The sequence below is a fragment of the Cohnella abietis genome (assembly GCF_004295585.1).
GTDB lineage: Bacteria > Bacillota > Bacilli > Paenibacillales > Paenibacillaceae > Cohnella > Cohnella abietis.
Genome location: NZ_AP019400.1, coordinates 2862796 through 2886059, shown reverse-complemented (window position 1 = coordinate 2886059; position 23264 = coordinate 2862796). Strand labels below are relative to the sequence as shown.

General features: G+C 45.8%; 31 protein-coding genes and 1 other annotated feature. Of the genes, 11 read left to right on the top strand and 20 right to left on the bottom strand.

The annotated features are described in order from the left end of the window. Nucleotides 1–3: 3 nt before the first annotated feature. The 3 genes from spoIIIAB to KCTCHS21_RS12160 form a co-directional block, all read right to left on the bottom strand. Nucleotides 4–531: a stage III sporulation protein SpoIIIAB gene (gene spoIIIAB, locus KCTCHS21_RS12170; protein ID WP_130608198.1), complete on the bottom strand. Its 528-nt coding sequence runs from the start codon at nt 529–531 to the stop codon at nt 4–6. Then, the gene (gene spoIIIAA, locus KCTCHS21_RS12165) at nt 524–1672 is read right to left on the bottom strand and encodes a stage III sporulation protein AA (RefSeq protein WP_232058171.1); all 1149 of its coding nucleotides are present in this window, start codon (nt 1670–1672) and stop codon (nt 524–526) included. Before spoIIIAA ends, spoIIIAB begins: the two co-directional genes overlap by 8 nt. Nucleotides 1673–1770: 98 nt before the next feature. Continuing rightward, nucleotides 1771–2034: a YqhV family protein gene (locus KCTCHS21_RS12160; RefSeq protein WP_130608195.1), complete on the bottom strand. Its 264-nt coding sequence runs from the start codon at nt 2032–2034 to the stop codon at nt 1771–1773. A gap of 189 nt (nt 2035–2223) precedes the next feature. Here KCTCHS21_RS12160 and comA point away from each other — a divergent pair, with 189 nt between their 5' ends. Together comA and KCTCHS21_RS12150 are read left to right on the top strand one after the other, a co-directional pair. Then, nucleotides 2224–3048 carry a phosphosulfolactate synthase gene (gene comA / locus KCTCHS21_RS12155; protein WP_130608191.1) on the top strand — a complete coding sequence of 275 codons (825 nt, stop codon included), beginning with the start codon at nt 2224–2226 and terminating at the stop codon, nt 3046–3048. Nucleotides 3049–3153: 105 nt separating this feature from the next. Further along, a complete protein-coding gene (locus KCTCHS21_RS12150) occupies nt 3154–3612 on the top strand; it encodes a DUF441 domain-containing protein (RefSeq protein WP_130608188.1) in 459 nt (152 codons plus the stop codon). 665 nt (nt 3613–4277) lie between these two features. On the opposite strand, the gene KCTCHS21_RS12145 is transcribed toward KCTCHS21_RS12150, so the two are convergent. The 5 genes from KCTCHS21_RS12145 to KCTCHS21_RS12125 all read right to left on the bottom strand — a co-directional run bounded on the left by KCTCHS21_RS12145 (nt 4278) and on the right by KCTCHS21_RS12125 (nt 8560). Then, the gene (locus KCTCHS21_RS12145; protein WP_130608185.1) at nt 4278–5531 is read right to left on the bottom strand and encodes an aspartate kinase; all 1254 of its coding nucleotides are present in this window, start codon (nt 5529–5531) and stop codon (nt 4278–4280) included. A 168-nt stretch (nt 5532–5699) separates the two neighbouring features. Further along, nucleotides 5700–6257, bottom strand: coding sequence for an elongation factor P (gene efp / locus KCTCHS21_RS12140; RefSeq protein WP_130608183.1), 558 nt, complete (start codon nt 6255–6257; stop codon nt 5700–5702). 33 nt (nt 6258–6290) lie between these two features. Beyond that, complete coding sequence (locus KCTCHS21_RS12135; RefSeq protein WP_130608180.1) at nt 6291–7364, bottom strand: M24 family metallopeptidase; 1074 nt, start codon at nt 7362–7364, stop codon at nt 6291–6293. Nucleotides 7365–7418: 54 nt separating this feature from the next. Next, nucleotides 7419–7862, bottom strand: a complete 444-nt coding sequence (aroQ, locus tag KCTCHS21_RS12130; protein WP_130608177.1) for a type II 3-dehydroquinate dehydratase — start codon at nt 7860–7862, stop codon at nt 7419–7421. A gap of 152 nt (nt 7863–8014) precedes the next feature. Further along, complete coding sequence (locus KCTCHS21_RS12125) at nt 8015–8560, bottom strand: YqhR family membrane protein (RefSeq protein ID WP_130608174.1); 546 nt, start codon at nt 8558–8560, stop codon at nt 8015–8017. A 190-nt stretch (nt 8561–8750) separates the two neighbouring features. Between KCTCHS21_RS12125 and KCTCHS21_RS12120 the strand changes: the two genes are divergently transcribed. Continuing rightward, complete coding sequence (locus KCTCHS21_RS12120) at nt 8751–9713, top strand: DUF1385 domain-containing protein (protein WP_130608171.1); 963 nt, start codon at nt 8751–8753, stop codon at nt 9711–9713. Between the two features lie 59 nt (nt 9714–9772). Further along, on the top strand, nt 9773–10084 hold the full coding sequence (locus KCTCHS21_RS12115) for a hypothetical protein (protein WP_130608168.1): 312 nt from the start codon (nt 9773–9775) through the stop codon (nt 10082–10084). 67 nt (nt 10085–10151) lie between these two features. Here the strand turns inward: KCTCHS21_RS12115 and KCTCHS21_RS12110 are convergent, their stop codons facing one another. Further along, nucleotides 10152–11132 (bottom strand): patatin-like phospholipase family protein, encoded by a 981-nt coding sequence (locus KCTCHS21_RS12110; RefSeq protein WP_130608164.1) that lies wholly within the window; start codon nt 11130–11132, stop codon nt 10152–10154. A 162-nt stretch (nt 11133–11294) separates the two neighbouring features. Then, nucleotides 11295–11717 (bottom strand): transcriptional regulator MntR, encoded by a 423-nt coding sequence (mntR, locus tag KCTCHS21_RS12105; RefSeq protein WP_130608161.1) that lies wholly within the window; start codon nt 11715–11717, stop codon nt 11295–11297. A 157-nt stretch (nt 11718–11874) separates the two neighbouring features. Between mntR and splB the strand changes: the two genes are divergently transcribed. Continuing rightward, nucleotides 11875–12936, top strand: a complete 1062-nt coding sequence (splB, locus tag KCTCHS21_RS12100) for a spore photoproduct lyase (protein WP_130608158.1) — start codon at nt 11875–11877, stop codon at nt 12934–12936. Between the two features lie 23 nt (nt 12937–12959). On the opposite strand, the gene KCTCHS21_RS12095 is transcribed toward splB, so the two are convergent. The 8 genes from KCTCHS21_RS12095 to KCTCHS21_RS12060 all read right to left on the bottom strand — a co-directional run bounded on the left by KCTCHS21_RS12095 (nt 12960) and on the right by KCTCHS21_RS12060 (nt 19990). Next, nucleotides 12960–13667: a cytochrome c biogenesis CcdA family protein gene (locus KCTCHS21_RS12095; protein ID WP_130608155.1), complete on the bottom strand. Its 708-nt coding sequence runs from the start codon at nt 13665–13667 to the stop codon at nt 12960–12962. A gap of 19 nt (nt 13668–13686) precedes the next feature. Next, nucleotides 13687–14490: a metal ABC transporter permease gene (locus KCTCHS21_RS12090; RefSeq protein ID WP_130608152.1), complete on the bottom strand. Its 804-nt coding sequence runs from the start codon at nt 14488–14490 to the stop codon at nt 13687–13689. Between the two features lie 6 nt (nt 14491–14496). After that, on the bottom strand, nt 14497–15267 hold the full coding sequence (locus tag KCTCHS21_RS12085) for a metal ABC transporter ATP-binding protein (protein ID WP_130608149.1): 771 nt from the start codon (nt 15265–15267) through the stop codon (nt 14497–14499). 55 nt (nt 15268–15322) lie between these two features. Next, the gene (locus KCTCHS21_RS12080; protein ID WP_232058170.1) at nt 15323–16321 is read right to left on the bottom strand and encodes a metal ABC transporter substrate-binding protein; all 999 of its coding nucleotides are present in this window, start codon (nt 16319–16321) and stop codon (nt 15323–15325) included. 60 nt (nt 16322–16381) lie between these two features. Further along, on the bottom strand, nt 16382–16660 hold the full coding sequence (locus tag KCTCHS21_RS12075; RefSeq protein ID WP_130608143.1) for a hypothetical protein: 279 nt from the start codon (nt 16658–16660) through the stop codon (nt 16382–16384). 197 nt (nt 16661–16857) lie between these two features. Next, nucleotides 16858–18927 (bottom strand): methionine--tRNA ligase, encoded by a 2070-nt coding sequence (gene metG, locus KCTCHS21_RS12070; RefSeq protein ID WP_130616471.1) that lies wholly within the window; start codon nt 18925–18927, stop codon nt 16858–16860. Between the two features lie 45 nt (nt 18928–18972). Beyond that, nucleotides 18973–19237, bottom strand: a binding site (T-box leader). Between the two features lie 70 nt (nt 19238–19307). Further along, a complete protein-coding gene (yidD, locus tag KCTCHS21_RS12065) occupies nt 19308–19544 on the bottom strand; it encodes a membrane protein insertion efficiency factor YidD (RefSeq protein ID WP_130608140.1) in 237 nt (78 codons plus the stop codon). After that, nucleotides 19544–19990: a Fur family transcriptional regulator gene (locus KCTCHS21_RS12060; protein ID WP_130608137.1), complete on the bottom strand. Its 447-nt coding sequence runs from the start codon at nt 19988–19990 to the stop codon at nt 19544–19546. Before KCTCHS21_RS12060 ends, yidD begins: the two co-directional genes overlap by 1 nt. A 164-nt stretch (nt 19991–20154) precedes the next feature. Here KCTCHS21_RS12060 and KCTCHS21_RS12055 point away from each other — a divergent pair, with 164 nt between their 5' ends. After that, the gene (locus tag KCTCHS21_RS12055) at nt 20155–20403 is read left to right on the top strand and encodes a hypothetical protein (protein ID WP_179952673.1); all 249 of its coding nucleotides are present in this window, start codon (nt 20155–20157) and stop codon (nt 20401–20403) included. A gap of 165 nt (nt 20404–20568) precedes the next feature. On the opposite strand, the gene KCTCHS21_RS12050 is transcribed toward KCTCHS21_RS12055, so the two are convergent. Continuing rightward, the gene (locus KCTCHS21_RS12050) at nt 20569–20772 is read right to left on the bottom strand and encodes a hypothetical protein (RefSeq protein ID WP_130608134.1); all 204 of its coding nucleotides are present in this window, start codon (nt 20770–20772) and stop codon (nt 20569–20571) included. Between the two features lie 73 nt (nt 20773–20845). Beyond that, nucleotides 20846–21310 carry a hypothetical protein gene (locus KCTCHS21_RS12045; protein WP_130608131.1) on the bottom strand — a complete coding sequence of 155 codons (465 nt, stop codon included), beginning with the start codon at nt 21308–21310 and terminating at the stop codon, nt 20846–20848. A gap of 176 nt (nt 21311–21486) precedes the next feature. On the opposite strand from KCTCHS21_RS12045, the gene KCTCHS21_RS12040 reads away from it, so the two are divergent. The 5 genes from KCTCHS21_RS12040 to KCTCHS21_RS12020 are packed head-to-tail and all read left to right on the top strand — an operon-like array spanning nt 21487 to nt 23207. Then, on the top strand, nt 21487–21723 hold the full coding sequence (locus tag KCTCHS21_RS12040) for a spore germination protein (protein WP_130608128.1): 237 nt from the start codon (nt 21487–21489) through the stop codon (nt 21721–21723). After that, nucleotides 21723–21938 (top strand): spore germination protein GerPB, encoded by a 216-nt coding sequence (locus tag KCTCHS21_RS12035; protein WP_130608125.1) that lies wholly within the window; start codon nt 21723–21725, stop codon nt 21936–21938. Before KCTCHS21_RS12040 ends, KCTCHS21_RS12035 begins: the two co-directional genes overlap by 1 nt. 14 nt (nt 21939–21952) lie before the next feature. Beyond that, complete coding sequence (gene gerPC, locus KCTCHS21_RS12030; RefSeq protein ID WP_157994026.1) at nt 21953–22609, top strand: spore germination protein GerPC; 657 nt, start codon at nt 21953–21955, stop codon at nt 22607–22609. After that, on the top strand, nt 22606–22812 hold the full coding sequence (locus tag KCTCHS21_RS12025) for a spore gernimation protein GerPD (protein ID WP_130608118.1): 207 nt from the start codon (nt 22606–22608) through the stop codon (nt 22810–22812). The genes gerPC and KCTCHS21_RS12025 overlap by 4 nt, the downstream gene beginning before the upstream one ends. Then, nucleotides 22809–23207, top strand: coding sequence for a spore germination protein GerPE (locus KCTCHS21_RS12020; protein ID WP_130608115.1), 399 nt, complete (start codon nt 22809–22811; stop codon nt 23205–23207). Before KCTCHS21_RS12025 ends, KCTCHS21_RS12020 begins: the two co-directional genes overlap by 4 nt. The last annotated feature ends 57 nt before the right edge of the window (nt 23208–23264 follow it).

Sequence of the window (23264 nt, the reverse complement as noted above, 5' to 3'; positions counted from 1 at the left end):
ACGTTAGATCATCAGAATGACGACCAATGCGGCTCCTAGCATTCCCAAGCTGCGGCTAAGCTTTTCGTAGCGATTCTGGTCGTCTCTTGCAGACAATTCCTCCGCTTGCAATTGAATCATTGTTAAGCGGATATGCTTAAGCTGATCTTCTCGACCGCTACCGCCTAGAGTTGAACCGAGACGGAGTATCGCTTCTTTTTCAGCTTTTTTCATTGCTGTGGCCGGCCAGTAAGCGATTATGGCTCTTTCCCAGCACTCTCGAACGGTTTCGCCCAATCCGGCAGAATCCCCTGACAAGGAATGAGCAATTGTAGCGAATAGAGAAGACAACGGCTGTGGAACCATTCCCGCTATTCGTTGCAACGCTTCCGGCAGATGAGTTTGTCCATAGCTAATTTCTGTTTCTAGCCTTTGCAGGGCATGAAGCAGCTCGCGAATTTGCCTGGGTCGCGCCGCATAACGAGAGGCCTGCACAAATCCAATCATCGTTCCAGCGAACAAAATAAGTAAGATACCTGCGAATTTAAGCATTGTTGATATCACCCTGCCTGTTAGGGGCCGGCGATCTGATGACCGGCATAGGCCGTGCTTTAACGGTCACAAGCGCTTCCGTCTGCACCTGCGGCACTAGGCTGGGGTTAGCAGCCTTAGAGATCGTTGCAGGAGCATCTCTTGGAGAAGCCCCGGCTGCTCTACTGTAACGCCGTGACACCTCTTGTTCAGCCTCTTCAGCCGATACAATACGATGCTCCACCTTCCCACCAGCTCGCCATAGCAGTACGTAAGAGCCGAACACCCTTTCCGCTGCCAGCTTGGCAAGCACTGGCCTGCCGAACACGTCCGATAAATCTGTAGCATGGGCGGTGGCAAGCACACGAACTCCTGCATGAATGGCCTCGTTCAAGGCCTCCGCGTCTTCTGGACGACCAATCTCGTCCACCACAATGATTTCTGGCGATAACGACCTCACCATCATCATGATCCCTTCGGCCTTAGGACATGCATCTAACACATCGCAGCGAGGGCCCAGATCGAAGGTAGGAACACCTCTATCACTAGCTGCAATTTCCGAACGCTCATCAACAATGCCGACCTTGCGGCTCCCCCAATCAAGCGCAGAAGGATGGTGCCATTGCCCCGAGCTAATACATCGAGCCAAATCTCTAATTAGCGTAGTTTTCCCTTGCTGCGGCGGTGAGATGATTAAGGTATGACGTATCGTTTTCGCCTTGAAATCAAGCAGTCCAGGCAGCACCTGCGCGCCAAATCCAATACGAGCTCTAGCGATACGCACGTTAAAGCCTGCGATATCCCGCAGGTGAGAAACGAGCCCTTTATCCAAGACCGTTCGTCCCGCAAGACCGATCCGATGTCCCCCGGACACCGTAACGTAACCTCTGCGAAGCTCTTCTTCCACAGCATAGATGGAATGGTTGGTTACTCTCTCTAACAAAGCCCGGCATTGCTCCCTTCCGGGCACGAATGCACCTTGATGATCATCCGTTAAAGTCCCATCCTCACGAACAAACGAATATCGGCTCCCGTAACTAATCTCTAGCGGCCGATTTTCGCGAATGCGGATTTCTTCCAACGAATCCCTAGCAATTGCGGGCAATTGTTCAAGCACTTGACGCAAGGAATTCGGGAACAGCTCCATCAAAGGCTGCGGCACCTAGTCCCCCCCTTTCCGCAAGAAGTTGATCTTTGCTGTTTCATATGTATGCTTGGACAACAGGAATATGCCTGCTTGACCCTAAGATTAACTCTATGTTACTTTCTCAAAATTCCAATTAATAGACACCCTACACCTGCGAGAATCCATATGAACTTAACCGGTGATAGCTTGTCCGCCAAGCCCGTTAATCCAATCATTGTTGTAGATATCAATACAAGTGGTCCAACCAAAGCTAGCATGGAGTTTACAGCTAAAGCTTTCTGTACATCATTCAACCGTAGTATGACAATTGCAGCCGTTAATTCTAAGCTACCCGACACTATTCGAAGCATAGCCATGCTGAATGCTGCTTTATCCATTTCCTTACCTCCTAAAGTAAACCGGCCCCATAACACAAGCCTGCTACTATACCTATGCAGATGTGAACGTTAACTTGTCTTATCCCTGAGAGATTTCTAGAAACATGCACCGTTATTTCACATTGCAATAGGCCAATGCATATATTGCTTGTAAAAATCCACCTTGTAAATCAACGAGGAGAGCTGAGTATGCAAACAACGACTTTAACATCCACGTGGCCTCAAACATTATGTGATCCAAGCGGCAGACGACAAGCAAAGCCGCGCAATAAGGGCTGCACGATGGTAATAGACAAAGGAATTGGACAGCACGCTTTCGCGGATATGCTGTCTACATCCGGCGAGTATATCGATATCGTCAAGTTTGGTTTTGGTACCTCTACCTTGTATCCTCTTCCTGTCATCCAAAGTAAAATTGCACTCGCAATAAAGCATGGAATTACCGTTATTCCAGGAGGTACACTACTAGAGGCAGCAGTTAGACTCGATTTAATCCCTGGTTTTTTTCGCCAAGTATTGGAGCTTGGATTCACCGGAATTGAGGTTTCAGACGGAACGATTAATTTGAGCCGAACGCTTCGCAACGATCTGATTCGGGATGCTAAGAGTATGGGGCTTACGGTATATACGGAGTATGGGAAGAAGCTGTTTGGCTCACGAATTGACGTTACCGATTTCGCTAGAACAGCTGAACAGGACTGGGCTTGCGGCGCGGAGCTTGTTACGGTTGAGGCTAGAGAATCCGGTAAAGGCGTCGGCTTGTTCGACGAGCATGGCGAATGTAGAGAAGGTGACTTATCTCATATTCTAAGGGTTGTTCCGAACTTAGACCGACTCATGTGGGAAGCACCTCTGAAAGAGCAGCAAGTCTCTTTAATCAAATCACTAGGACCTGACGTGCATCTTGGAAATATACCAGTAAATGATATCATTACTCTGGAGACGATGAGACGTGGACTTCGTTCCGATACCTTCGAGTTGCAGCAGGTTCCTTATTCGGAATACATGATTTGATTTGTAAATATACACTTTATGTTCGTATGAACAAGCCTCGCGTTCTAAACGCGTGGCTTGTTCCATATCGTGTACAATCCATCTTATCGGGAGTGTGTCATCCTTATGTACGGAGAATTGGTATTGGTCACACTCATTGTCATAGGCTTAGTCGGAAGATCATCCATCATAACCACTGCTGCTTGCATCCTTCTCATCATTAAGCTAACGCATCTGGAACGTTACTTGCCATCTATCGAGCGAAGAGGAATTGAGCTAGGCTTACTGTTCCTGACTTTAGCCATACTAGTGCCGTTCGCATCAGGACGCATACAGCCCAAGGATATCGCTGCTGCCTTCTCAGGCTGGACAGGCTGGGTTGCTCTCGCTGGGGGAGCCATTGGTGCCTATTTAAATAGTCGGGGCCTCGAAACACTTAAAATGGATCCACAGCTCATCGTTGGTATTGTGATCGGATCTATCGTCGGGGTTTTGTTTTTACGTGGAATACCAGTAGGTCCTTTAATGGCTGCCGGACTGACAGCAGTTTTCTTGAAAATGATTCAATTATTTATCGGAAAATAAGTAAAGCGGCTTTGCCGCCCTTAGGACGACTATACACGTTTGTATCGCGTTTATTGACATAGAACCCTGATAGTCCAAGCATAAACGGCTGATGCCGTCCTTTTACGGTGTTCAACGTTTATTTCGGGGGTTATTCAGAAATGGACATGGTGAAACTTTTCCACGCTGAATAACTTAAAACGATCTACTTCGACGAAAATGATCAGGCGCAGGGCCTATTGTGTAGCAAGTACGATCATAAACATCGTTAATGTGTCTCTGGAGGCGCCCCTACTAGCTATTAACAATGAAAAACATTCTACTTCGACGAAAATGATCAGGCGCAGAGGCCAAATGTGTAGCAAGTACGATCATAAACATCGTTAATGCGTCTTTGGAGGCGCCCCTACTAGCTATTAACGATGAAAAACATTCTACTCAAGCGAAATACATCGTACTCCTAATGTCACAAGAGTGCGGGGCACTTTGGCACTTTGGCACTTTGGCACTTTGGCACTTTGGCACTTTGGGGTACTTTATTTGTCTCCTAGCAACCTGTGCGTCAGTATGGACAATATTTTCATTCATCAGTGGTGCTGCGCAGCGGCATGTAAGTCTTGTATTGTAAAAAAAAGCAGCCCCTCCAAACCCGAAGACTCGAAGAGACTGCCCTGTAATGTTTAAGCTTAACGACGATCCTTAGGTCCGCCTACGAAAGCCGTTTCGGTTGTATCCAACCCGTAAGCTGTGTGAAGCGCACGAACAACTTCTTTAACCGGCTCTGCAGAAATAACGCAAGAAAGCCTAATTTCCGAAGTGCTAACCATATTAATGCTCACACCTACGCTAGAAATCGCTTCGAACATTGTCGCAGCAACGCCAGGATTCGATACCATACCCGCTCCTACGATCGACACCTTCGCAAGGTTTTCCTCGTAAGTAGCTTCACGATATGGAACCTCTGCCTTTATGCTGGATAGAACTTCAATCGCACGACCACGATCCGACAAGGAAACCGTAAATGAAAAGTCCGCTTTGCCATCCTGCACTCCGCTTTGAACGATAATATCTACATCAATGCCATTACTCGCCAGAGCGCCGAACATCTTGGCAAGCACGCCCGGAACATCTTCTACTCCCAGCACGCTAATACGAACTACATTTTTATCAACAGCTATTCCTCTTACGACAATGCCCTGTTCCATTTCTGCGTCCTCCCTCACCAACGTGCCTTCATTGTGCGTAAAGCTCGAACGAACTACTAAATTAACATTGTAATGCTTAGCGTATTCAACTGCACGTGGATGAAGCACGGCTGCACCTAAATGAGCTAGCTCCAACATTTCATCATAAGAAATGACATTTAGCTTTCTTGCGCACACGACAACGCGTGGATCGGTAGAATAAATGCCATCAACATCGGTATAAATTTCACACACGTCTGCTTTGATCGCTGCTGCAAGTGCTACTGCAGTCGTATCAGAGCCACCACGACCAAGCGTCGTAATTTCTCCATCCGCCGTCATTCCTTGGAAGCCAGCAACAATTACAATGTTACCTGCATCAAGGGAAGCAAATAGCCGAGCAGGATCGATATCACTTATTTTGGCCTTAGCATGCAGCTCTTCTGTAACGATTCCTGCTTGCCAGCCCGTATAAGACCTTGCCTCATGTCCAAGCTTATGGATCGCCATGGACAATAGAGCAACGGAAATCTGCTCCCCTGTACTCAGTAGCATATCCATCTCACGGGCAGGCGGATTTTCATTTATCGCACTTGCCTTGTCAATCAGCTCATCCGTCGTATCCCCCATAGCAGAAACAACAACGACGACACTGTCGCCCTGTAGTTTTTTCTCTATGATGCGCTGCGCCACCCGGTCCATTCGTTCTGTGGTACCGACTGAACTTCCGCCGAACTTCATTACTATTAAAGACACCGGTAGTCACTCCCCAAGTCATACGGCATTTTAATGTTTTCTGAATAACTAATTAAAAACACCTGCATACAGCATTATATTATAGCACACGTACTATGGCCCAAAATACATAAAAAAACCCGTTCCCGCAGTATTTTGCGAGAGACGGGATTTTTCGCTAAATACAGACTACGCGCGTGAGATGTATTTGCCTTCGCGAGTATCGATGGACAGTACATCGCCTTCGTTGATGAACAACGGAACTTGAACAGAGAAGCCTGTTTCAAGCTTAGCGGATTTCGTTGCGCCTGTAGCTGTGCTTCCTTTAATTCCCGGCTCTGCTTCAACAACTTTAAGATCAACGCTATTCGGAATCGTGATACCGATCATATCTCCATTGTAGCTAGCGATATTAACAGTCATGTTCTCAGTCAAGAAGTTAATTTCCCATTCCAATTGACTCTTAGTCAATTCGAATTGGTCAAATGTCTCATTGTCCATGAACGTGTAATCAGCACCCGAATTGTAAAGGTATTGAACGGCACGGTTCTCGACGTGAGCCCGCACTACGTTCTCGCCTGCACGGAACGTTTTCTCTACTACGTTACCATTGCGAAGGTTCTTAAGCTTAGAGCGCACGAATGCAGCGCCTTTACCTGGTTTAACATGTTGGAAGTCAAGCACGTTGTAAAGTACGCCTTCCACTTCGATCGTCAAGCCTGTCTTAAATTCGTTTACTGAAATCAATTGATTTCCTCCTGTAGAGACATTGCTCCATAATTAGTCCAATACAATTAAATGCTTGGGAGATTTCGTAAATATACGAATCCCCTTGTCGGTAATAACGATGTCGTCCTCAATTCTTACTCCACCAAAACCGGGGAGATAGATACCGGGCTCAACCGTTACCGTCATTCCGGGAGCTAGAACGGTATCGCCTGATACAGACAGCCGAGGCGCCTCATGAATTTCCATCCCGAGTCCGTGTCCCGTCCCATGGCCGAAATATTCACCATAACCATACCTTGTGATGATATCCCTCGTCAAGGCATCGCCCTCTTTACCTGTCATTCCAGGCACCAAATGGTCAAGAGCATATTGCTGGGCTTCCTTAACGATCTCATAAATTTCACGATGCTTGTCGCTAGGCTTGCCCACGACTACTGTTCGTGTAATATCTGAGCAATATCCCTTGTAGTAAGCTCCATAATCGAGCTTAACGAATTCATCTCGCCCAATAATCCGATCGCTGGCAATCCCGTGTGGAAGTGCTGAACGTTCTCCAGAAGCTACAATTGTCTCGAAGGATGAGCTTGTTGCACCTTGAGAGCGCATGAAAACTTCAAGCTCAAGAGCAACTGCTTTTTCTGATATTCCGGGTTTAATAAATCCTAAAATATGATCAAAAGCCCTGTCAGCTAAATCAGCAGCCTCTTGAATGATTGCAATTTCGCTCTCATCCTTAATGAGCCGCAGCTTTTCCACAATTCCCTCTGAGGTTAACAGCTTAACGGGACTTAACGCCTGCTCCAAAGCTCTATATGCGGCAAAAGTGACATCACGTTCTTCGAACAATAGGACATCAGCGCCCCATTGCTTAAGTAGCTCGGCAACTGTCGCATTAACGTCTGAGCCGTGCTCTACGATCTGAAACCCTTGAGCCTGCTTAGGAGCCTGCTCTCTGTAGCGAAAATCGGTCAGAAGAGCTGCTTTATCCTTCGTAATCAGAACAACACCGGAGGACCCAGTAAATCCAGTCAAATAATGACGATTAACAGCATTCGTAACCAATAAAGCTTTTCCTTCTGATTGACTCAGAAGCTCCCGCAAACGGGTTACACGACTGTTGGGCATGGACAATTCCTCACTCTCGCGTTTTCGCCTTATTCATATGCTTAATTGTATCTCTTAGCTGTTAGATTGGATGTGGCGACATAGTGCTTGTAGGCCCAAGTCATAGCTATCAGGCCCGAATCCGGTAATTTGCCCTACTGCAACCGCAGCCGTAACTGAAGTATGACGAAACTCTTCTCTTTTATGAATATTCGAAATATGTACCTCTACGACTGGAAGCCCTACGGTCGACAACCCATCACGCAAAGCATAGCTCGTATGTGTTAATGCCCCCGGGTTAATAAGAATCCCGTCATGCTTCCCATAAGCAGCATGAATTTCATCCAACAGGAAACCTTCATGATTGGACTGAAAGAAGTGCAGCTTGGCACCGAGCGAATCGGCTAGAATGTTTAACCTGGTTTCGATTTCCGCCAGAGTAACTACACCATAGATTCCTGGTTCACGGACTCCGAGCATATTAAGGTTCGGTCCGTTAACGACCAAAATACTAAGCATTCCTTTTCTCTCCTCCCGCTTCCAACTGCTTTACGATGCAGCCAAAGTCGGCATGACCACCAATAAAGTTCATCAGACATTGTAACATATACGGGGCATTCAAGAAAACGATTGATTGCGACTAAATGGAGAAATTACATGGAATGCGGTAATTATGAAGTAGCTTGCGGCGATCCTTGCTCAGTTTTGTTGGCAGGCTCGCTCTCCGCTTCGTTATGAAGCTCGAAGGCAATGCTAAATCCAATAAAAGTCCCCCACACGATGAATAAACAAAAATCAATCACAATGCTATTCCAGCCGATCTCACGCAAGGGTGGAACAGCGCCTACTGCCGGACCCGCCCAAGCATATAATAGTCCCCACCATACAGCACCAAACATAAGTCCAGGCCACGGCCCCTGCAAACGACCTAATAGTAATACATACAGTAATGCCGCTATAACGGACATTATTATGAACGCCGCCAAGCCCGCAACACCCCAGCCCCAACCATTCAATAGCTTTCTGGAGACGAAAGGATCGAGCAGGAACGCCTGAGATACTTTCGTGAAATTTAAACCCACTGAAAGCCAGCGTACAAGCCCCCAAATAAACCCTGCAAAAAATCCGATCTTCATACTAAACAAATAAAAATTCGTTGGCTTTGGGCTGTTGCTGTCTTTTCCTTGTCCCTTGGAACGCATCTCAGTAGCTGCCATATCAAATCATCCATCCTTATCCTGTTTAGGAAAAACTGCTGTTTAGTATAACCGCAAGAAGTGTAAACTAATCTTAATCCGACATCATCATCCTTTCCTTGTGGCTTTCTACCCCTCAATCTAGTAAAATAGGAGTACTTGGGCGGTATTCATATACACCCAGAGTTTCAAGCAAAGTAGGTGGCCGATTGTGTCTGATAAATCAACCGCAATTTATGGCGGGCAGGCTGTAATAGAAGGCGTTATGTTCGCGGGCAAACACGTTCATGTTACTGCGGTTCGCCGTAAGGACCAACAAATTACCTTTTTAGAGGTTCCTAAGAAACCGAACAACTTCTTAACCAAAATCAAAAAAATTCCGTTCATAAGAGGAATTGTAGGCATCGTCGAATCCGCTGCAAAGGGGTCTCAGCATTTAACCTATTCCGCTGAAGCGTACGCTGAAGACGAATCCGACAAAACGGAGAAAGTTGAAAAGCCTAAAGAGAAGGAACGCTGGAATCTGACGATGATCTTGGGCGTTGCACTCGTGGGCATCCTGTCCTTCGTCGTAGGAAAACTTATTTTCACTTTAGTTCCCGCTTTCGTCGAAGGATGGATCTTTGGCCATGCTTTCGAGAATAAGATATTGCACAACCTACTTGAAGGCGTCATAAAAATTGTGTTTCTGCTTATTTATCTCTTCTTCATTTCTCAAACACCGATAATAAAGAGACTTTTTCAATACCATGGTGCAGAACACAAAGTTATTAGCGCCTTTGAAGCAGGTTCGAATTTAACAGTTGCTGAAGTTCAGAAGTTCAGCAGACTCCACTACAGATGCGGTAGTAGCTTCATTATTTTCACTGTGCTAGTGGGCATCGTCATTTATTCGTTCTTCACGTGGGATACGATGGGAGAAAGAATTGTTCAACGGATTATTCTGTTACCAGTCGTATTAGGTGTCTCCTACGAAGTACTAAGATGGACGAATGCACTTCGTGACATTCCTGTGCTGAAGTGGCTTGGAGCTCCTGGTTTATGGCTGCAGCTGTTAACGACCAAAGAGCCTAACGATGATCAAGTAGCTGTATCCATCGCTTCGTTTAATCGCATGAGAGAATTAGATGGGCATGCTAGTACTGGTAATGTTGCTGCAGCTCAGTCGCTGTAAAATGACGAAACAGAATTAGATTTACGCTTGAACAGTAAATCGTTCGGAGGAGGAAACGAATGAGAACCCGAATCCAGCCTTGGTTTATCGTTGTGCTTGTTTTTATGGGCATTGGCTTAGTTTCTAGCTTTGCTCAGAGGTCTACAGAGTCTTGGCTCATCCCTGTCGTGCTAGTCTCGATTGTATTCCTGCTGTATAAGTTCCCACCGACAAGATGGAGAAATCCACCCAGTCGCGGGCGCACGCAAGGACGCGGTCCTCGACCAGATTTTCGTCGCACAGCTGCTAAGGCTGACAAACGTCGCACATCCCCATTTACCGTCATAGAGGGCCGCAAGAACAAAGAGGATGAACCTCCTCGTTATCACTAACAATGAATAAAGCCGCCATTTACAGGGTTATAACACCTCCCTGTCATATGGCGGCTTTTCTATTATTTCATTCATTTTCTTTGGCTTTGGTGTTGTTGGCAATCGTTATCTTTACATTTCCCTGCTTTCGGTTCCAGCTTTGAAAAAACTTTTCCCCTGCTGAAAGTCCCGATGCGTACAGCTCAGCACTCTTCTGATGAGTTAAATTAAACTCCGTGCTACTCACTCCAAGAGCTGGGATCTTAATCGTACGAATGATATTATGCTTCTCAATATATCGCTCATCGTGCGCGCTGAGCATGGTGTCGAACATCGCCTGAAACATAGATATTGGCCCTATTATCTGATGAGGGTGAGCTTCCGACCGTCCAACCATCTGAAATCCAATAATAGGAACAGGCTCTCCGGCAAGCACATCGTCCTCGAACAGCCACAGTGGGAAATTACTTAATAACCCTCCATCTACAACATAGGAAAACTTCGTTTTCACCACGTTTTTCTTGCGCTCTTTAAGCGGCTGTTTGAAAATAACGGGATCGAAAAAGTAAGGAATACTCGTGCTCATGCGAACGGCTCTTGCAATCGATAATTGCTGGGGCGATATCCCATATTGAGATATATCCTGAGGCAATACAAGCAGCCTTCCGTTCGTAATATCTGAGGCAATAATCCTAAGCTTCCCAGGCGGCAAATCCCCGAAGTTTTTGACTTGCTTTGCTTTCAGCAAATCTTCCACCCATTGCTCTAGGGCATCACCTGAATATAAACCCTTACACAAAAACAAACGAACGGCTGGACCGATGAATTTCGTATTAAAAATAGGGTTTCTTTTCAACAAGCGCCGAAAAGGCATACTCTCAATAGCTTCCTTCATCTCCAAAGCTGTATACCCGGCTGCTAGAAGTGCGGCAACGATACTTCCCGAGGACGTTCCGGCAACCTGATGGAAGTCGATTCCGCATAGCTCAGCCGCCCGTACCGCACCCGTAAGCGAGATTCCTTTAACTCCTCCACCCTCGAACACAGCATTCACAGATGTCGTCTGCATGAGTATCACCTCCGCATTGTGGATTGGCTTTACATCCACTCTTGCTAACCATCCATATGCGCTACTCAGCATCTCTAATACTTTAAAGCAAAAAGCTACTCCCACGAAGATATCCGCAGGAGCAGCTTTTTCAATTCATCACCAATTTAATACACTTCAACATTACTCATTGTCTAGGTCGGAGCGTACCTTCATTAGTTCTTCACGCCGAGATGGGTCGCGGTTGAAGTACTCTACAAGCGTTTCGATACAGGTTATGGAATCCCAGCTTAGATGATGCTCTATGCCTTCCACATCCCCATAAATCTTGTCTTCCTGAACCCCAATCATGGTTAAGAAGGATTCGAGCAGAAGATGACGGTCTACGAGCCGTTTGCCCATCTTCTTCCCCTTGTTCGTTAAGACAAGTCCACGATATTTTTCATAAATTAAATAATTGTCCTTATCCAGCTTCTGAATCATCTTAGTAACCGATGAGGGATGCACTTCCAGCCCTTCGGCAATATCAGAGACCCGGGCATAGCCCTTCTCGTCAATCAACCGATAGATTCGTTCCAAATAATCTTCCATACTTGGGGTTGGCAACGCAAGTCCCCCTTTCCTTGAATATCATACACCTCGTTTAGGGGGCGGGGCAAGTCCCGAAGTGTCGAAAAGAATCGTAACCCGCTCAAAATCACATAATAGTCTAATCTAAGCTTGTCATTGTTTAGAAATATGTGAAGGAGGCCTAATCTTAAATATGACTACAATTATTCAAAAAACTTCTCCCCGTGCAACTTCTTTGTTCGTACCAGAGCTTGTATACTTTGAGCCCGCAGCTTTAGATTACCCTAAGGGACAGCGTATCCTTGAGTGGGTTAAGGAACGAAATGTTCCTTACCAGATGACGACATCACATAACCGAATTACGAATCTTCCAGGTGACACCGAGCTTGAGCAGTACAAAATCTCCAAACGAACTCTCGTCGTAGGCATTCGCAAAACATTGAAGTTCGACACGTCCAAGCCTTCCGCTGAATATGCGATGCCGCTTGCAACAGGCTGCATGGGTCACTGCCATTATTGCTATCTCCAAACTACGTTAGGGGCTAAGCCCTATATCCGAGTTTATGTAAATATCGATGATATTCTAGATGCAGCACGCAAATATATTGACGAGCGTTCTCCGGAAATCACACGTTTTGAAGCTGCATGCACATCAGATCCAATCGGTCTTGAGCACCTCACAGGCTCCTTGGCCGATGCAATTACATTTATGGCGGATCAGCCTCTTGGCAGGCTTCGTTTTGTAACCAAGTTCCACCATGTCGATTCCCTTCTTCCTCTTCGCCATAATGGAAATACACGAATTCGGTTCAGCGTTAATGCAGATTATGTAATCAAAAATTTCGAACCGGCGACATCACGATTTCACGAACGAATAGAAGCAGCTGGGAAAATAGGACGAGCCGGCTATCCCCTAGGCTTTATTATAGCTCCAATCATTTGGTATGACGGCTGGCAGGAGGGCTATGGTGAGCTTCTGAAAAAGCTAGCTGCCGAGCTACCCGCTGAGGCTACTCGAGACTTAACATTTGAATTAATTCAGCATAGGTTCACGAAAACCGCGAAAACCATTATCGAGAAGAGATACCCGAAGTCAAAGCTGGAAATGGAAGAAGAAAAACGAAAGAAAAAGTGGGGCCGCTGGGGGCAGCATAAATATGTATACCCCGATGAGCAAGCAGAAGCGCTCCGAGAGTTCATCACAGAGCGCATCTTTACCCATTTTCCAGAATCAAGGATAGAATATTTCACATAACCCTTATATGGCCTAAATATGGCTTAACCCAACCAAGCTGGTGTAATTCCTTGCAGCCAAATGGTGATTGAGGTCATTCTGTCGGTAAACAACAGGATGCCCATTAGAATCATCATGACACCGCCTATTTTCATCATGATGTTAGAATATTTTAATATCCAGCGGGCAGTACCAAGGAAAAAAGCAAGGATGAAGAACGGAACCGCAAACCCGAGTGAATACGCCACTGTTAGACCAGCCCATGTTCCTTGGTTGCTAGCAGCAAGCAGCAATATCGAGCCTAAGATAGGCCCTATACAAGGAGACCAGCCTGCCGAGAAGCCTATTCCAAATACGAAGGAGCCCAGGTATCCGGCAGGCTTCCATTTCATATTCAATTTGCGATCCTTCATCAGAATTTGCGGTTGAAAAATTCCCATGAGAAATAAGCCCATTAAGACGATGAATATCGCAGATATTTTACGAATCGTATCTTGATAATCACGGAACACGTCCGCGAAGACGTTAGAACCATAACCAAGTGCAAAGAAAACAGCTGAGAAGCCAAGAATAAAAAAGAAAGTATGGCTCATTGTCTTAAACCGCATACTTTTGCTCGTGTCCGTCTTGATTTGATTGACAGAAACGCCTGTAATATAGGATAGATAGGCTGGATATAAAGGCAAACAGCAGGGAGAAATAAATGAAGCTAGTCCCGCTGCAAAAGCGATTCCTATGTTAACATCTGCCATGACAGCCTCCTTCTGCGGACTATGCCCGCCTAATTTTCGTCATTAGGATGGATACAATTAGGATGCAGATTAACAATAATACAATCGTACCACCAGGTGCTAAATTCCAAACTCCTGCCATGCATAAGCCAGCAAGCACAGCCACTTCCCCGATAATAACGACAAGGATAATGGATTGCTTGAAGCTTCGTGAAAGCACCAGGCTGCATGCGGCCGGGATAGTAAGCAAGGAGGAAACAAGCAAGGCTCCTACAATTTTGATAGATACACTAATGACTAGCGCCGTTAGAATACTAAGCATAATATTAAAATATCTAACAGGCAAACCGCTAACTGCTGCCGCTTCTTCATCAAACGTAAGTAGGAAAAGCTCTTTCTTATGTATAAGCACCATTGCTAATACGATGACAGTTACTCCTGCAATTACAGCTACATCTGTTTGATCCAGTGTGTAGATGCTTCCGAATAAATATGAGTTTACGTTGTATTTGAAGCTTTTGCCCATCGTAAACAGTAACGAAGCTAAAGCAATACCGCCAGACATAATAATTGCGATTGAAAGCTCAGCGTAAGTACGATAGGTTCGACGTAATACTTCGATTGCGAAGGACGCTAGAATGGCGAATACAAGTCCGACCGCTATCGGGTACACATTAATAACAAAGCCTAGCGCAACTCCTGCAATGCTAACGTGGGCAAGAGTATCACCAATCATAGCAAGCCTTCTAAGTACTAGAAAAAGTCCCATTAAAGGACCTGTTATTGCAATGAGAGCTCCCCCGATCAATGCCCTCTGGAAAAACTCTGCCGTTAAAATATCCAAGCTTAATTAACCTTCTTTCCGCAGGGAATGCAGCAAATCCGTACCATCGCAGTCATCCAAGTCATGAGAATGACGAACGTAGAAGGAAAGCTTGCCGCATGTTTCTTTAGGCTCTTGACCCAAGTAGGAGCGTACCATATCCAAGTCATGGGAAACCATTAGGAACGTAATATTATGACGTTGATGCATATGCTTGATTAAGTGGAAAAAGCTCTGCTGTGTCTCGACATCAATACCGGATAGAGGTTCATCCAGAATCAGCAGCTTCGGATTGTTGATTAACGCGCGTGCTAGGAACACCCGTTGCTGCTGACCGCCTGATAAGGCACCGATTTTTTTGTCTCGAAGATCCTGTATTTTAAGCGCGCCTAATGCGTCCTCACAACGACTAATATCCTCTTTGGAAATCCTTCTGAATAGCTTTTTGCGACCATATAATCCCGATAAAACAACTTCCCTCACTGTTGCTGGAAACAACGGATTGAAGTGGTTTTTTTGCGGTACATATCCGATCTTATTCCAATCCTTGAATTGCCCAGCAGTCTCGCCGAACAAGGAGATAGAGCCCTTCTGTGGACGGGTTAAGCCGACAATCATTCGCAGCAATGTCGTTTTCCCTGCCCCATTGGAGCCGATTAACCCAACGAAATCTCTCTCCATAATTCTAAAGGACACATCCGAAAGAATAACCTGAGAATCGTGGGCAAAGGAAACGTTGTCCAATCTAATAATTTCTTGATGACAGCTTGGTTGCTGCAATATTTCATTTCCGTTCATGGAGGGATCCTCCTCTTCGTTAAGCTGCCGTTAGTCCCAATTCTTCTATGTTAGTTCACTGTAAAGCCTTCTGCAAGTTTTGCAGGTTTTTTTCCATCAAAGTGATATAGTTTTCTCCAGCCTTGTCCTGCTCGGGGGTTAAACCTTCCAATGGATTGAGCACTAATGTATCTACTTTAGCCTCTCTGGCTAGCGTTTGAGCCAGTTGCTCAGAAACGAGCTCCTCGAAAAAAATATAAGGAATGTCGTTTTCCTTAACGAAACGTGCAATATTCAGCAAGTCCTGCGCTCTCGGCTCTGCATCTGGCGAGAGGCCCATAATAGCAATCTGATTCAAATTATAGTCCCGGCACAAATAACCGAATGCTTGATGCGATACAACAATATCCCGTCTCTTATATACAGATAATTGCACCGTGAATTTAGCGTCTAGCTGTCCAAGCCTATCTTTAATACTCTCATACCGCGTCTCATACTCTGCTTTATGCTCAGGATCTGTTTTTACAAAAGCATCACGAATGTTAGCAGCCATTACCATCGCCGATCGGGGGCTAACCCAAGTATGGGGATCAACGTCACCATCAGAATGACTGTGCTGTTCATCTGCAGTATGATCTTCTCCGGAATCTTCCTCCGAATCTTTCTCAGGATTACCTGAAATCAGCTTGATCCCATGACTCGCTTCTACCGTCAACACCTTACTGTCGGAGCCTAAACCATTTAGAAAACCTTTTACCCATCCCTCTAAACCCGCGCCATTGTATAGAAATATTTGTGCCTTGGAGACAGCATCCAAATCTCGGCTTTTCGGCGTCCATTCATGAGGCTCCACACCGGCAGCTACTAGATTGACTACATTCGCTCTATCTCCACCTATTTCTTTTGCAAAATAGTACAAAGGATAAAAGCTCGTCAAAACATTAATTTTCCCTTCCACCTGCGCCATTTGGTCATTCTTCCCGCAGCCCGTCGCTACAATTAGCACACATGCACTTAATGCTATTAAAAGTAATTTCTTTATGATACTCATCTTTTTCCCCTTAATCGTAAACATTTTTATTAACAACCACGATTATAGCCCCCTCCTCTTACTCTGTCAACAGACCTCCAGCTCTCAAGTCGCCATTAGCGCACTCACGGCTTCTAAGCCAGTCTCTTTTTCTCGTTCTCGCGCGATTAACGCACTGAGGGCTACTAAGCTAGCTTCTTTTTCTCGTTCTCTCATAATTAACGCACTGAGGGCTACTAAGCTCGCCTCTTTTTCTCGTTCTCGCACGATCAACGCACTGAGGGCTACTAAGCTAACCCCTTTTCTTCGTTCTCGCACAATTAACGCACTGAGGGCTACTAAGCTAGCTTCTTTTTCTCGTTCTCGCACAATTAACGCACTCACGGCTACTAAGCTAACCCTTTTTCTCGTTCTCGCACGATTAACGCACTGAGGGCTACTAAGAGGGCTTAAAGATTCGGTTACTCAAATGCAGAGCGGTTAGGGGGGCAGATTAAGTGGCGTGGTTTTGAGTAGCTATCCATTAGAAAAAGGACTGGGGAGGAAAATACCTGCCCAGTCCTTCATAGTAGTACTACTAATTATTTCACCAATGCGCCATTAGGCATACCTTCTGGAACAGTTGCTAAAGTTAATTGATCCCCTTGCGATGCGGCGAGTATCATACCTTTGGACATTTCTCCACGCAGCTTTACCGGCTTAAGATTCGTGACGCAAATCACCTTGCGACCGATCAACTCTTCTGGCTTATAAAACTTAGCAATGCCTGATACGACCTGTCTCACTTCAAAGCCAAGATCGAGCTGCAGCTTAAGCAGCTTGTCGGCCTTAGGAATCGGTTCACAGGCAATAACCTGTGCTACACGCAGCTCCACCTTCATGAAATCGTCGATACTAATTTCCGGTGCTAGATCAGGCGTAGGCTCCAAGGCTTTATCATTGCCCGCTGCATTGTCATCCGCATTCCCTGCCACTCCAGCCTCAGCCGCTGTATCCGCGCCAGCTTCAACGGCTGGTGCCGCAGCTACTGATCCACCGGACATCATACCAACGATCCAAGACGCCTCTTCCGCCAAGTCCAAACGAGGGAATATCGGATCACCCTTGCTAACCTTCGTTCCAGCAAGTTTATTTCCGAATTCATGTAAGCTATCCCATGCCGTTAACTCACCCTTTTCAAGCCCCAGCTGTGTCCAGATAAGACCCGGAGTGTGGGTTAGGAAAGGTTGAATCAGAATAGAGACGATCCTCAAGCTTTCTGCCAAATGCCCCATTACGGAAGCCAAAGCTGGTTTGCTAGACTCTTCCTTAGCAAGCGTCCAAGGCTTCGTCTCGTCAATATACTTGTTTGTGCGGCCAACGAGCGTCCATATCGCGCTGAGCGCAACAGAAAACTCCATTTTCTCAAGTGACTCTTCTACCTTCTCAATAGTTGAGAGTGCCGTTTGCTCGAGCTCTCCATCAAACTCTGTAATCCCCAACTCGAAATTCGGAAGAACACCATCAAAGTACTTGTCAATCATTGCAATCGTACGATTGAGTAGATTACCAAGATCATTAGCAAGATCGTAGTTAATCCGTTCTACGAAGCCTTCCGGGGTGAATGCACCATCCGCACCAAACGGCACTTCACGAAGCAAGTAATAACGAACAGCATCCAATCCGAAATGCTCGATAAGCTTAACCGGATCAACAACATTGCCTTTAGATTTGGACATCTTGCCGTCCTTCATCAGAAGCCATCCATGTGCGAATACCTTCTCTGGCACTGGAAGATCAAGCGCCATCATCATAATCGGCCAATAGATCGTATGGAACCGCACAATCTCTTTGCTCATCAGATGCACGCTGGCCGGCCAGTACTGACGGAAAAGCTCATCCGAGTCTGTGCCATATCCGAGTGCCGTTATATAGTTAGAAAGCGCATCGATCCATACGTAAATAACATGCTTAGGATCACCCGGAACAGGAACCCCCCAACTAAAGGTTGTGCGGGAAACAGCCAGATCTTCAAGGCCTGGCTTAATAAAATTGTTGATCATTTCCGTCTTGCGTGATTCTGGCTGAATGAAATCAGGGTTCTCTTCATAGTAAGCAAGCAATCTGTCTGCATATTTACTCATTCGGAAGAAATAGGACTCTTCTTTGACAAGCTCTACCGGATGCCCGCTATCAGGACTTTTCCCCCCAATAACGTCACCGTTCTCGTTGCGCACAATATCTGTCAGCTGTGTTTCCGTGTAGAAGGTTTCATCCGATATGCTGTACCAGCCTTCGTACTCACCTTTGTAAATATCCCCTTGCTCTAACAGCTTCGTAAAAATGCCTTGGACAACCTTCGTGTGGCGAGGCTCTGTTGTGCGAATGAAGTCATCATTAGTAATTTCCAGCTTGCTCCACAATTCTTTAATACCTACAACGATATCGTCCACGAATTGCTGCGGTGTTTTGCCTGCTTCCTCAGCTTTGCGCTCGATCTTCTGTCCATGCTCATCCGTTCCCGTTAAATAGCGCACATTGTACCCGCGCAGACGCTTGTAACGAGCCATCGCATCCCCAGCAACAGTCGTATAAGCATGACCGATATGTAGCTTGTCACTTGGGTAATAAATCGGTGTCGTAATGTAAAATGATTTGTTCGCTTCCGTCATCGTATCCATCTCCTTAAGCTTTTTAAAGACAAAAAACTCCCGTCCGTATGGGACGAGAGTTGTTACTCACGTGGTACCACCCAATTTTCCCTCGCTATATTAACACGACGAAGGCTCATTAAGAATCGTCCATAACGCTGGACACGCGTCATCCTCTTACAGCTTGGAAAGCTGATTCTGCTACCTTCCCAGCATGCTTGAAGACAATTCCTCCAGGACCATTTTCCAAAGCTGCCCTATACCGGTTCTCAGCTCATCCGGCTCTCTGCAATAGGGTGAATCTTTGTACTTATCCCTTCAACGGAAAAGCTTGATTTGTACTATTCGCCAAAATATAACCGACTTGCTTTATCCGTGTCAAGTAAGATTGCCCTTTATACTCATTTCTCAGCCTTCGGAGGGGGAACGGGATCGTATCCTCCACGATGAAAAGGATGACATTTGCCAATTCTTCTAACCGCCAAGTATGAGCCCTTCACTGCCCCATGGACCTCGATTGCCTCAAGCGCATATTCCGAGCAAGTGGGTAGAAAACGACAGGACGGCGGTGTTAACGGTGATATGAATTTCCGATAAAAACGGATCGGCGCTTGTAACGTTCGGCGAGCGATTCGCATTAGACACCCTGTGAGGACGCAGCTATCGTTGAGGCATCCTTGCAATCTCCGCAATAGCCGAACACTTCAAATTTATGCTTAACAACCTTGAAATCACCCGGAACATCGGTTTCCGACATCGGGCAGAAGTGAATCGGCAACGTTTTCTCACATTGCAAGCAAATCATATGATGATGGTGATGAAGCTCCTCACAGCTTAGCTTAAACTTCACGCCATCCTCGAACATCACCTGCTCGACGACATCCATATCAAGCAATAAGCGAAGATTGCGATAAACCGTATCGAAGCTTAATCCCGGATATACCCTCTGCATATGCTCATACACTTCCTTGGGTGTCAGGAAGCCAGAAGCACTGTCAAACAATTTGACCATTGTCCGTCGCTGCTCCGTAATCCTGAGCCCTTTCCGCGACATTCGCTGCATAATATCTTCAGTCGTTCCCAAAAGATACCCTCCTGTAACGGCGTTTATCCTTTTACTATGCAGGAAATGAGCCTTTTCGTCAAACCTTAACATGGATGTGGGCGAGCCCGATAGGCCTTTGATCAGTTCAAATAGAAGCCTGAACCGTATAATGTACAACACCCCACGAAAGGAGATTGATTAGCTTGTCGGAAAATAAAAAATGCTGTGCCAAAACTGTTTTTGATCCGCCACAAGCCATTTATGAAGATTACTACCATCCCCAACACGTCGAGGTTGTTCAACAAATTGAAGTGATTAGACGACACCACTGTGTGCCCGTTTATCATCACGTAACAACCTGTACGGTTAAAGATGTATTCTGCGGAGACTCATGGTCGGGAGAACAAGGCAACGAGGTTCGAACTTCAAACGTGAGAAAAAAACGGAAATAATCCGATAGCTAACAGTTGTGGAGAAGAAGGCTGTCCCCTAGAGAGCAATTGGCTACTGGGGGTGGCCTTTTTCTGCGATTCAGAAGGTTTTACAACAAAAAGAGGCTTCCAAAGATCACCTGATCTTAAGATTAGCCCCTCGCGTTTCCTTCCAATGCTCCCCCTTTATTCCGAGAACCAGGTGCTGACGATAACAATCATGGCAACTAATGAAAGTACCGATGATCCCATGTAAATAAAGCCTTGACGTTTCTTCAGTTGAAAGAAGCGTAGCACACCTAAGCTCAAGAAAGAGCCCACTAACATAATAAAAACGATCCCAGTAATAAAGAGACCGGGCGATACTTCCGAAACATTAACCAAATCCACTGTAAATGCCCCCTTAAAGCCTTGCAACCATCATCTGATCCGATTCGTTGCTTCTTATTAGCATTATACTGATTTACGAATCGATAAACAATTCATATTCAGACTTTTCTGCAGGTCTTCGGCGAAATCGAATGTGCAGCTGATCTTTTTTCATAACAGCCCTGCCAGTGCGGGGAAAAACCAAGCAAGGGAATCGTATAGACTGCTTCATATCGTCGGGAAGCCCCGCTAGCTTTAGGCGATCTGTAGTCGCATAGATTCGTAAGCGATTTAGCTGTACCTCTGGAGTGAGGTGGATGGTCACGTTAACGTATTTTGCTTCCTGCTTTGTTTCCATTCTAATTGAGCTCTGTGATTTCACTTTTGCTTCCTGCTTTGATTTTTGCAAAATATTTTTTACATAATGGTTTAACCAATTAGAGTTACCCTCGTCCCCCTGATCCCACTTCTCTGCTAGCTTCCAAGGGATGTCCTTACCTAGCCACTCTTGGATTTCCTTCCAATCCGGAAGCGGCCCGCTATCGAAAAAGGAGCTCACGATCTATTCCTCCCGTTTGAACTCAAATATATATTCACAGCCCAATAACTTTTCCTCCAACATATGTGCGGACCCTTCTACCTGTGCGAATGCATGTCTCTTACCCCTATGATGAACCTATGGGCGAGCGCCTTCATACACTGTTGCAAGACCCTAAGCGAAGGAGTCGTCTGCTTATGCCATGCATTATTGGCAATGTTAAAATCCTTAGCGTTGGCGGTAGCGGCGTCGTTCAATTCGGGGACGCGATTCAAATCTCTCCAGCGAGCAATTCCAAAACATATGCCGGTTCTGGTTCCTTCATAACGGGAGATCTATCCCGGAGTAACAACGCAGTCAGCGCAACGAACACGAATGACGAGGATGTACAAGATTCATCAGACAATAATATAGGCAATCAGGGGGTTGTTTAATGAATTGGACCATTCATCAAACAATAACAATAGGTCAGCTTCGGGTAGATGGCGTAACCAACTCCTCCGTCCTACAAATCGGCAGCGCAGGCAGCATTCAGTCTTTATCACAGCTTGGCAATACCGGCGGCTTCACAGGGCCAGCCCCCCAGATTAACGAGCTGTCAGAGGCTAATTCGGCATTGTCACTTGTACCGCTTCCAAATCCTAGATGAAAGAGGGGACACCGATGCAACAGCAGCCTTATATTTGGAATGGTGTCTATCAAACTCCTGCCCCCAACGTCCCTGATTGGGCAGGATGGGCTCAGCGACTCTACCAATCGGAGCAAAAGCTCCAGCAAATGGCAGAGCAGCTTGCAAACCTACAAAAACAACTGGACGAAAAAAATAAACAACCTCTTCATATTGAATATCATTTTGACCAGTTAAAGGTTACTCGTTTGGAAGGCACCTTGAACGTAGGATTATCTCCTCAAGGCATTAATGGAATTGAGTCCTTCGAAGCACCAGACCCTACTTGCTGGAAAGTTAATTCTGATCCAATAGACGAAAATGAAGTTCTTGTAGGTGGTCTACAAAATGATATTTCCACTTACATGAGCACGAGCTCTAAGAACGACCTTATCGATTTGGAAACACAATCCGGAGTATCTCTTGATGACAACCATCGCCAAACTGTCGTAGATGATGTTAAGAGGCAAGTAAATGACCGCGTACGTTATTATGCCAAAACAACCCCGTACCCCTCCAGCGGCTCCACTGAAGACCAAATGAAGTGGCAAAATTCAATTAAGGAAAAGACAAAAAGAGATATTAAGAATGCGTTCTCCAATTATTTAAGTAAACAGCAGCAATCACAGAAGGAAGGTCCAACAACAGCATGAGCAACCAGATTAATCTAAATGTTACCAACGGGCCCGTTAACGTAGGCTCCATTTGCCTTCTTGGAGTATCCAGCTCATCCGCCCTTCTACTGGGTGATACGGAGTCATTGACGCTATACTCCTATTTTGATACGCCGCCAGAATCTGTCATCGTTGGTCCGATAGCTCCACTACCTGCACCTCCAGAGGACGACATAGAATGAGCCTTACATGCAGAAGAACGACATTGCGATGCCTATTCGTCAATACGGTTAGTACCTCTGGTATTGTTCAGCTTGGTGACACCTGTGAAGTATCTCTAACCTCAAAAGCATTAGCCGTACAAAGAGCCATACCTGATTTTCAAAATGATGAATTCCGCTTCGCTTCTTATTCGATCTTCACTCGACCTAAATTAACTTTGCAGCCCTGTAACTCGGTAGCTTTTAATAGCGAATGCCCACTTTCGAATATCCATGTTGGAGAAGTTAGGACGCTTGGTGTGTCCGCCTCCTCCATTCTTCGTGTAGGCTGCGGAGGTCCACTGCAAGCCATATCAAGAATAAAACACATTCGACAATATAATGATCCAAAAACCTGGACAGTAGCTGAAAAATAAGGTTTATTCGTACTCCCGGTACAAACGTACAGGATTCTATGTGTCCCCCACCATATG

Coding starts and splice junctions, on each gene's coding strand:
- metG (WP_130616471.1), bottom strand. CDS start 18,927: ATGACGGAAGCGAACAAATCATTTTACATTACGACACCGATTTATTAC.
- KCTCHS21_RS12125 (WP_130608174.1), bottom strand. CDS start 8,560: ATGGCAGCTACTGAGATGCGTTCCAAGGGACAAGGAAAAGACAGCAAC.
- KCTCHS21_RS12150 (WP_130608188.1), top strand. CDS start 3,154: ATGTACGGAGAATTGGTATTGGTCACACTCATTGTCATAGGCTTAGTC.
- comA (WP_130608191.1), top strand. CDS start 2,224: ATGCAAACAACGACTTTAACATCCACGTGGCCTCAAACATTATGTGAT.
- KCTCHS21_RS12035 (WP_130608125.1), top strand. CDS start 21,723: ATGAATTGGACCATTCATCAAACAATAACAATAGGTCAGCTTCGGGTA.
- KCTCHS21_RS12115 (WP_130608168.1), top strand. CDS start 9,773: ATGAGAACCCGAATCCAGCCTTGGTTTATCGTTGTGCTTGTTTTTATG.
- aroQ (WP_130608177.1), bottom strand. CDS start 7,862: ATGCTTAGTATTTTGGTCGTTAACGGACCGAACCTTAATATGCTCGGA.
- KCTCHS21_RS12095 (WP_130608155.1), bottom strand. CDS start 13,667: ATGGCAGATGTTAACATAGGAATCGCTTTTGCAGCGGGACTAGCTTCA.
- KCTCHS21_RS12135 (WP_130608180.1), bottom strand. CDS start 7,364: ATGCCCAACAGTCGTGTAACCCGTTTGCGGGAGCTTCTGAGTCAATCA.
- KCTCHS21_RS12160 (WP_130608195.1), bottom strand. CDS start 2,034: ATGGATAAAGCAGCATTCAGCATGGCTATGCTTCGAATAGTGTCGGGT.
- KCTCHS21_RS12040 (WP_130608128.1), top strand. CDS start 21,487: ATGCCATGCATTATTGGCAATGTTAAAATCCTTAGCGTTGGCGGTAGC.
- splB (WP_130608158.1), top strand. CDS start 11,875: ATGACTACAATTATTCAAAAAACTTCTCCCCGTGCAACTTCTTTGTTC.
- KCTCHS21_RS12020 (WP_130608115.1), top strand. CDS start 22,809: ATGAGCCTTACATGCAGAAGAACGACATTGCGATGCCTATTCGTCAAT.
- gerPC (WP_157994026.1), top strand. CDS start 21,953: ATGCAACAGCAGCCTTATATTTGGAATGGTGTCTATCAAACTCCTGCC.
- KCTCHS21_RS12110 (WP_130608164.1), bottom strand. CDS start 11,132: ATGCAGACGACATCTGTGAATGCTGTGTTCGAGGGTGGAGGAGTTAAA.
- KCTCHS21_RS12025 (WP_130608118.1), top strand. CDS start 22,606: ATGAGCAACCAGATTAATCTAAATGTTACCAACGGGCCCGTTAACGTA.
- KCTCHS21_RS12080 (WP_232058170.1), bottom strand. CDS start 16,321: ATGTTTACGATTAAGGGGAAAAAGATGAGTATCATAAAGAAATTACTT.
- yidD (WP_130608140.1), bottom strand. CDS start 19,544: ATGCGAATCGCTCGCCGAACGTTACAAGCGCCGATCCGTTTTTATCGG.
- spoIIIAB (WP_130608198.1), bottom strand. CDS start 531: ATGCTTAAATTCGCAGGTATCTTACTTATTTTGTTCGCTGGAACGATG.
- KCTCHS21_RS12085 (WP_130608149.1), bottom strand. CDS start 15,267: ATGAACGGAAATGAAATATTGCAGCAACCAAGCTGTCATCAAGAAATT.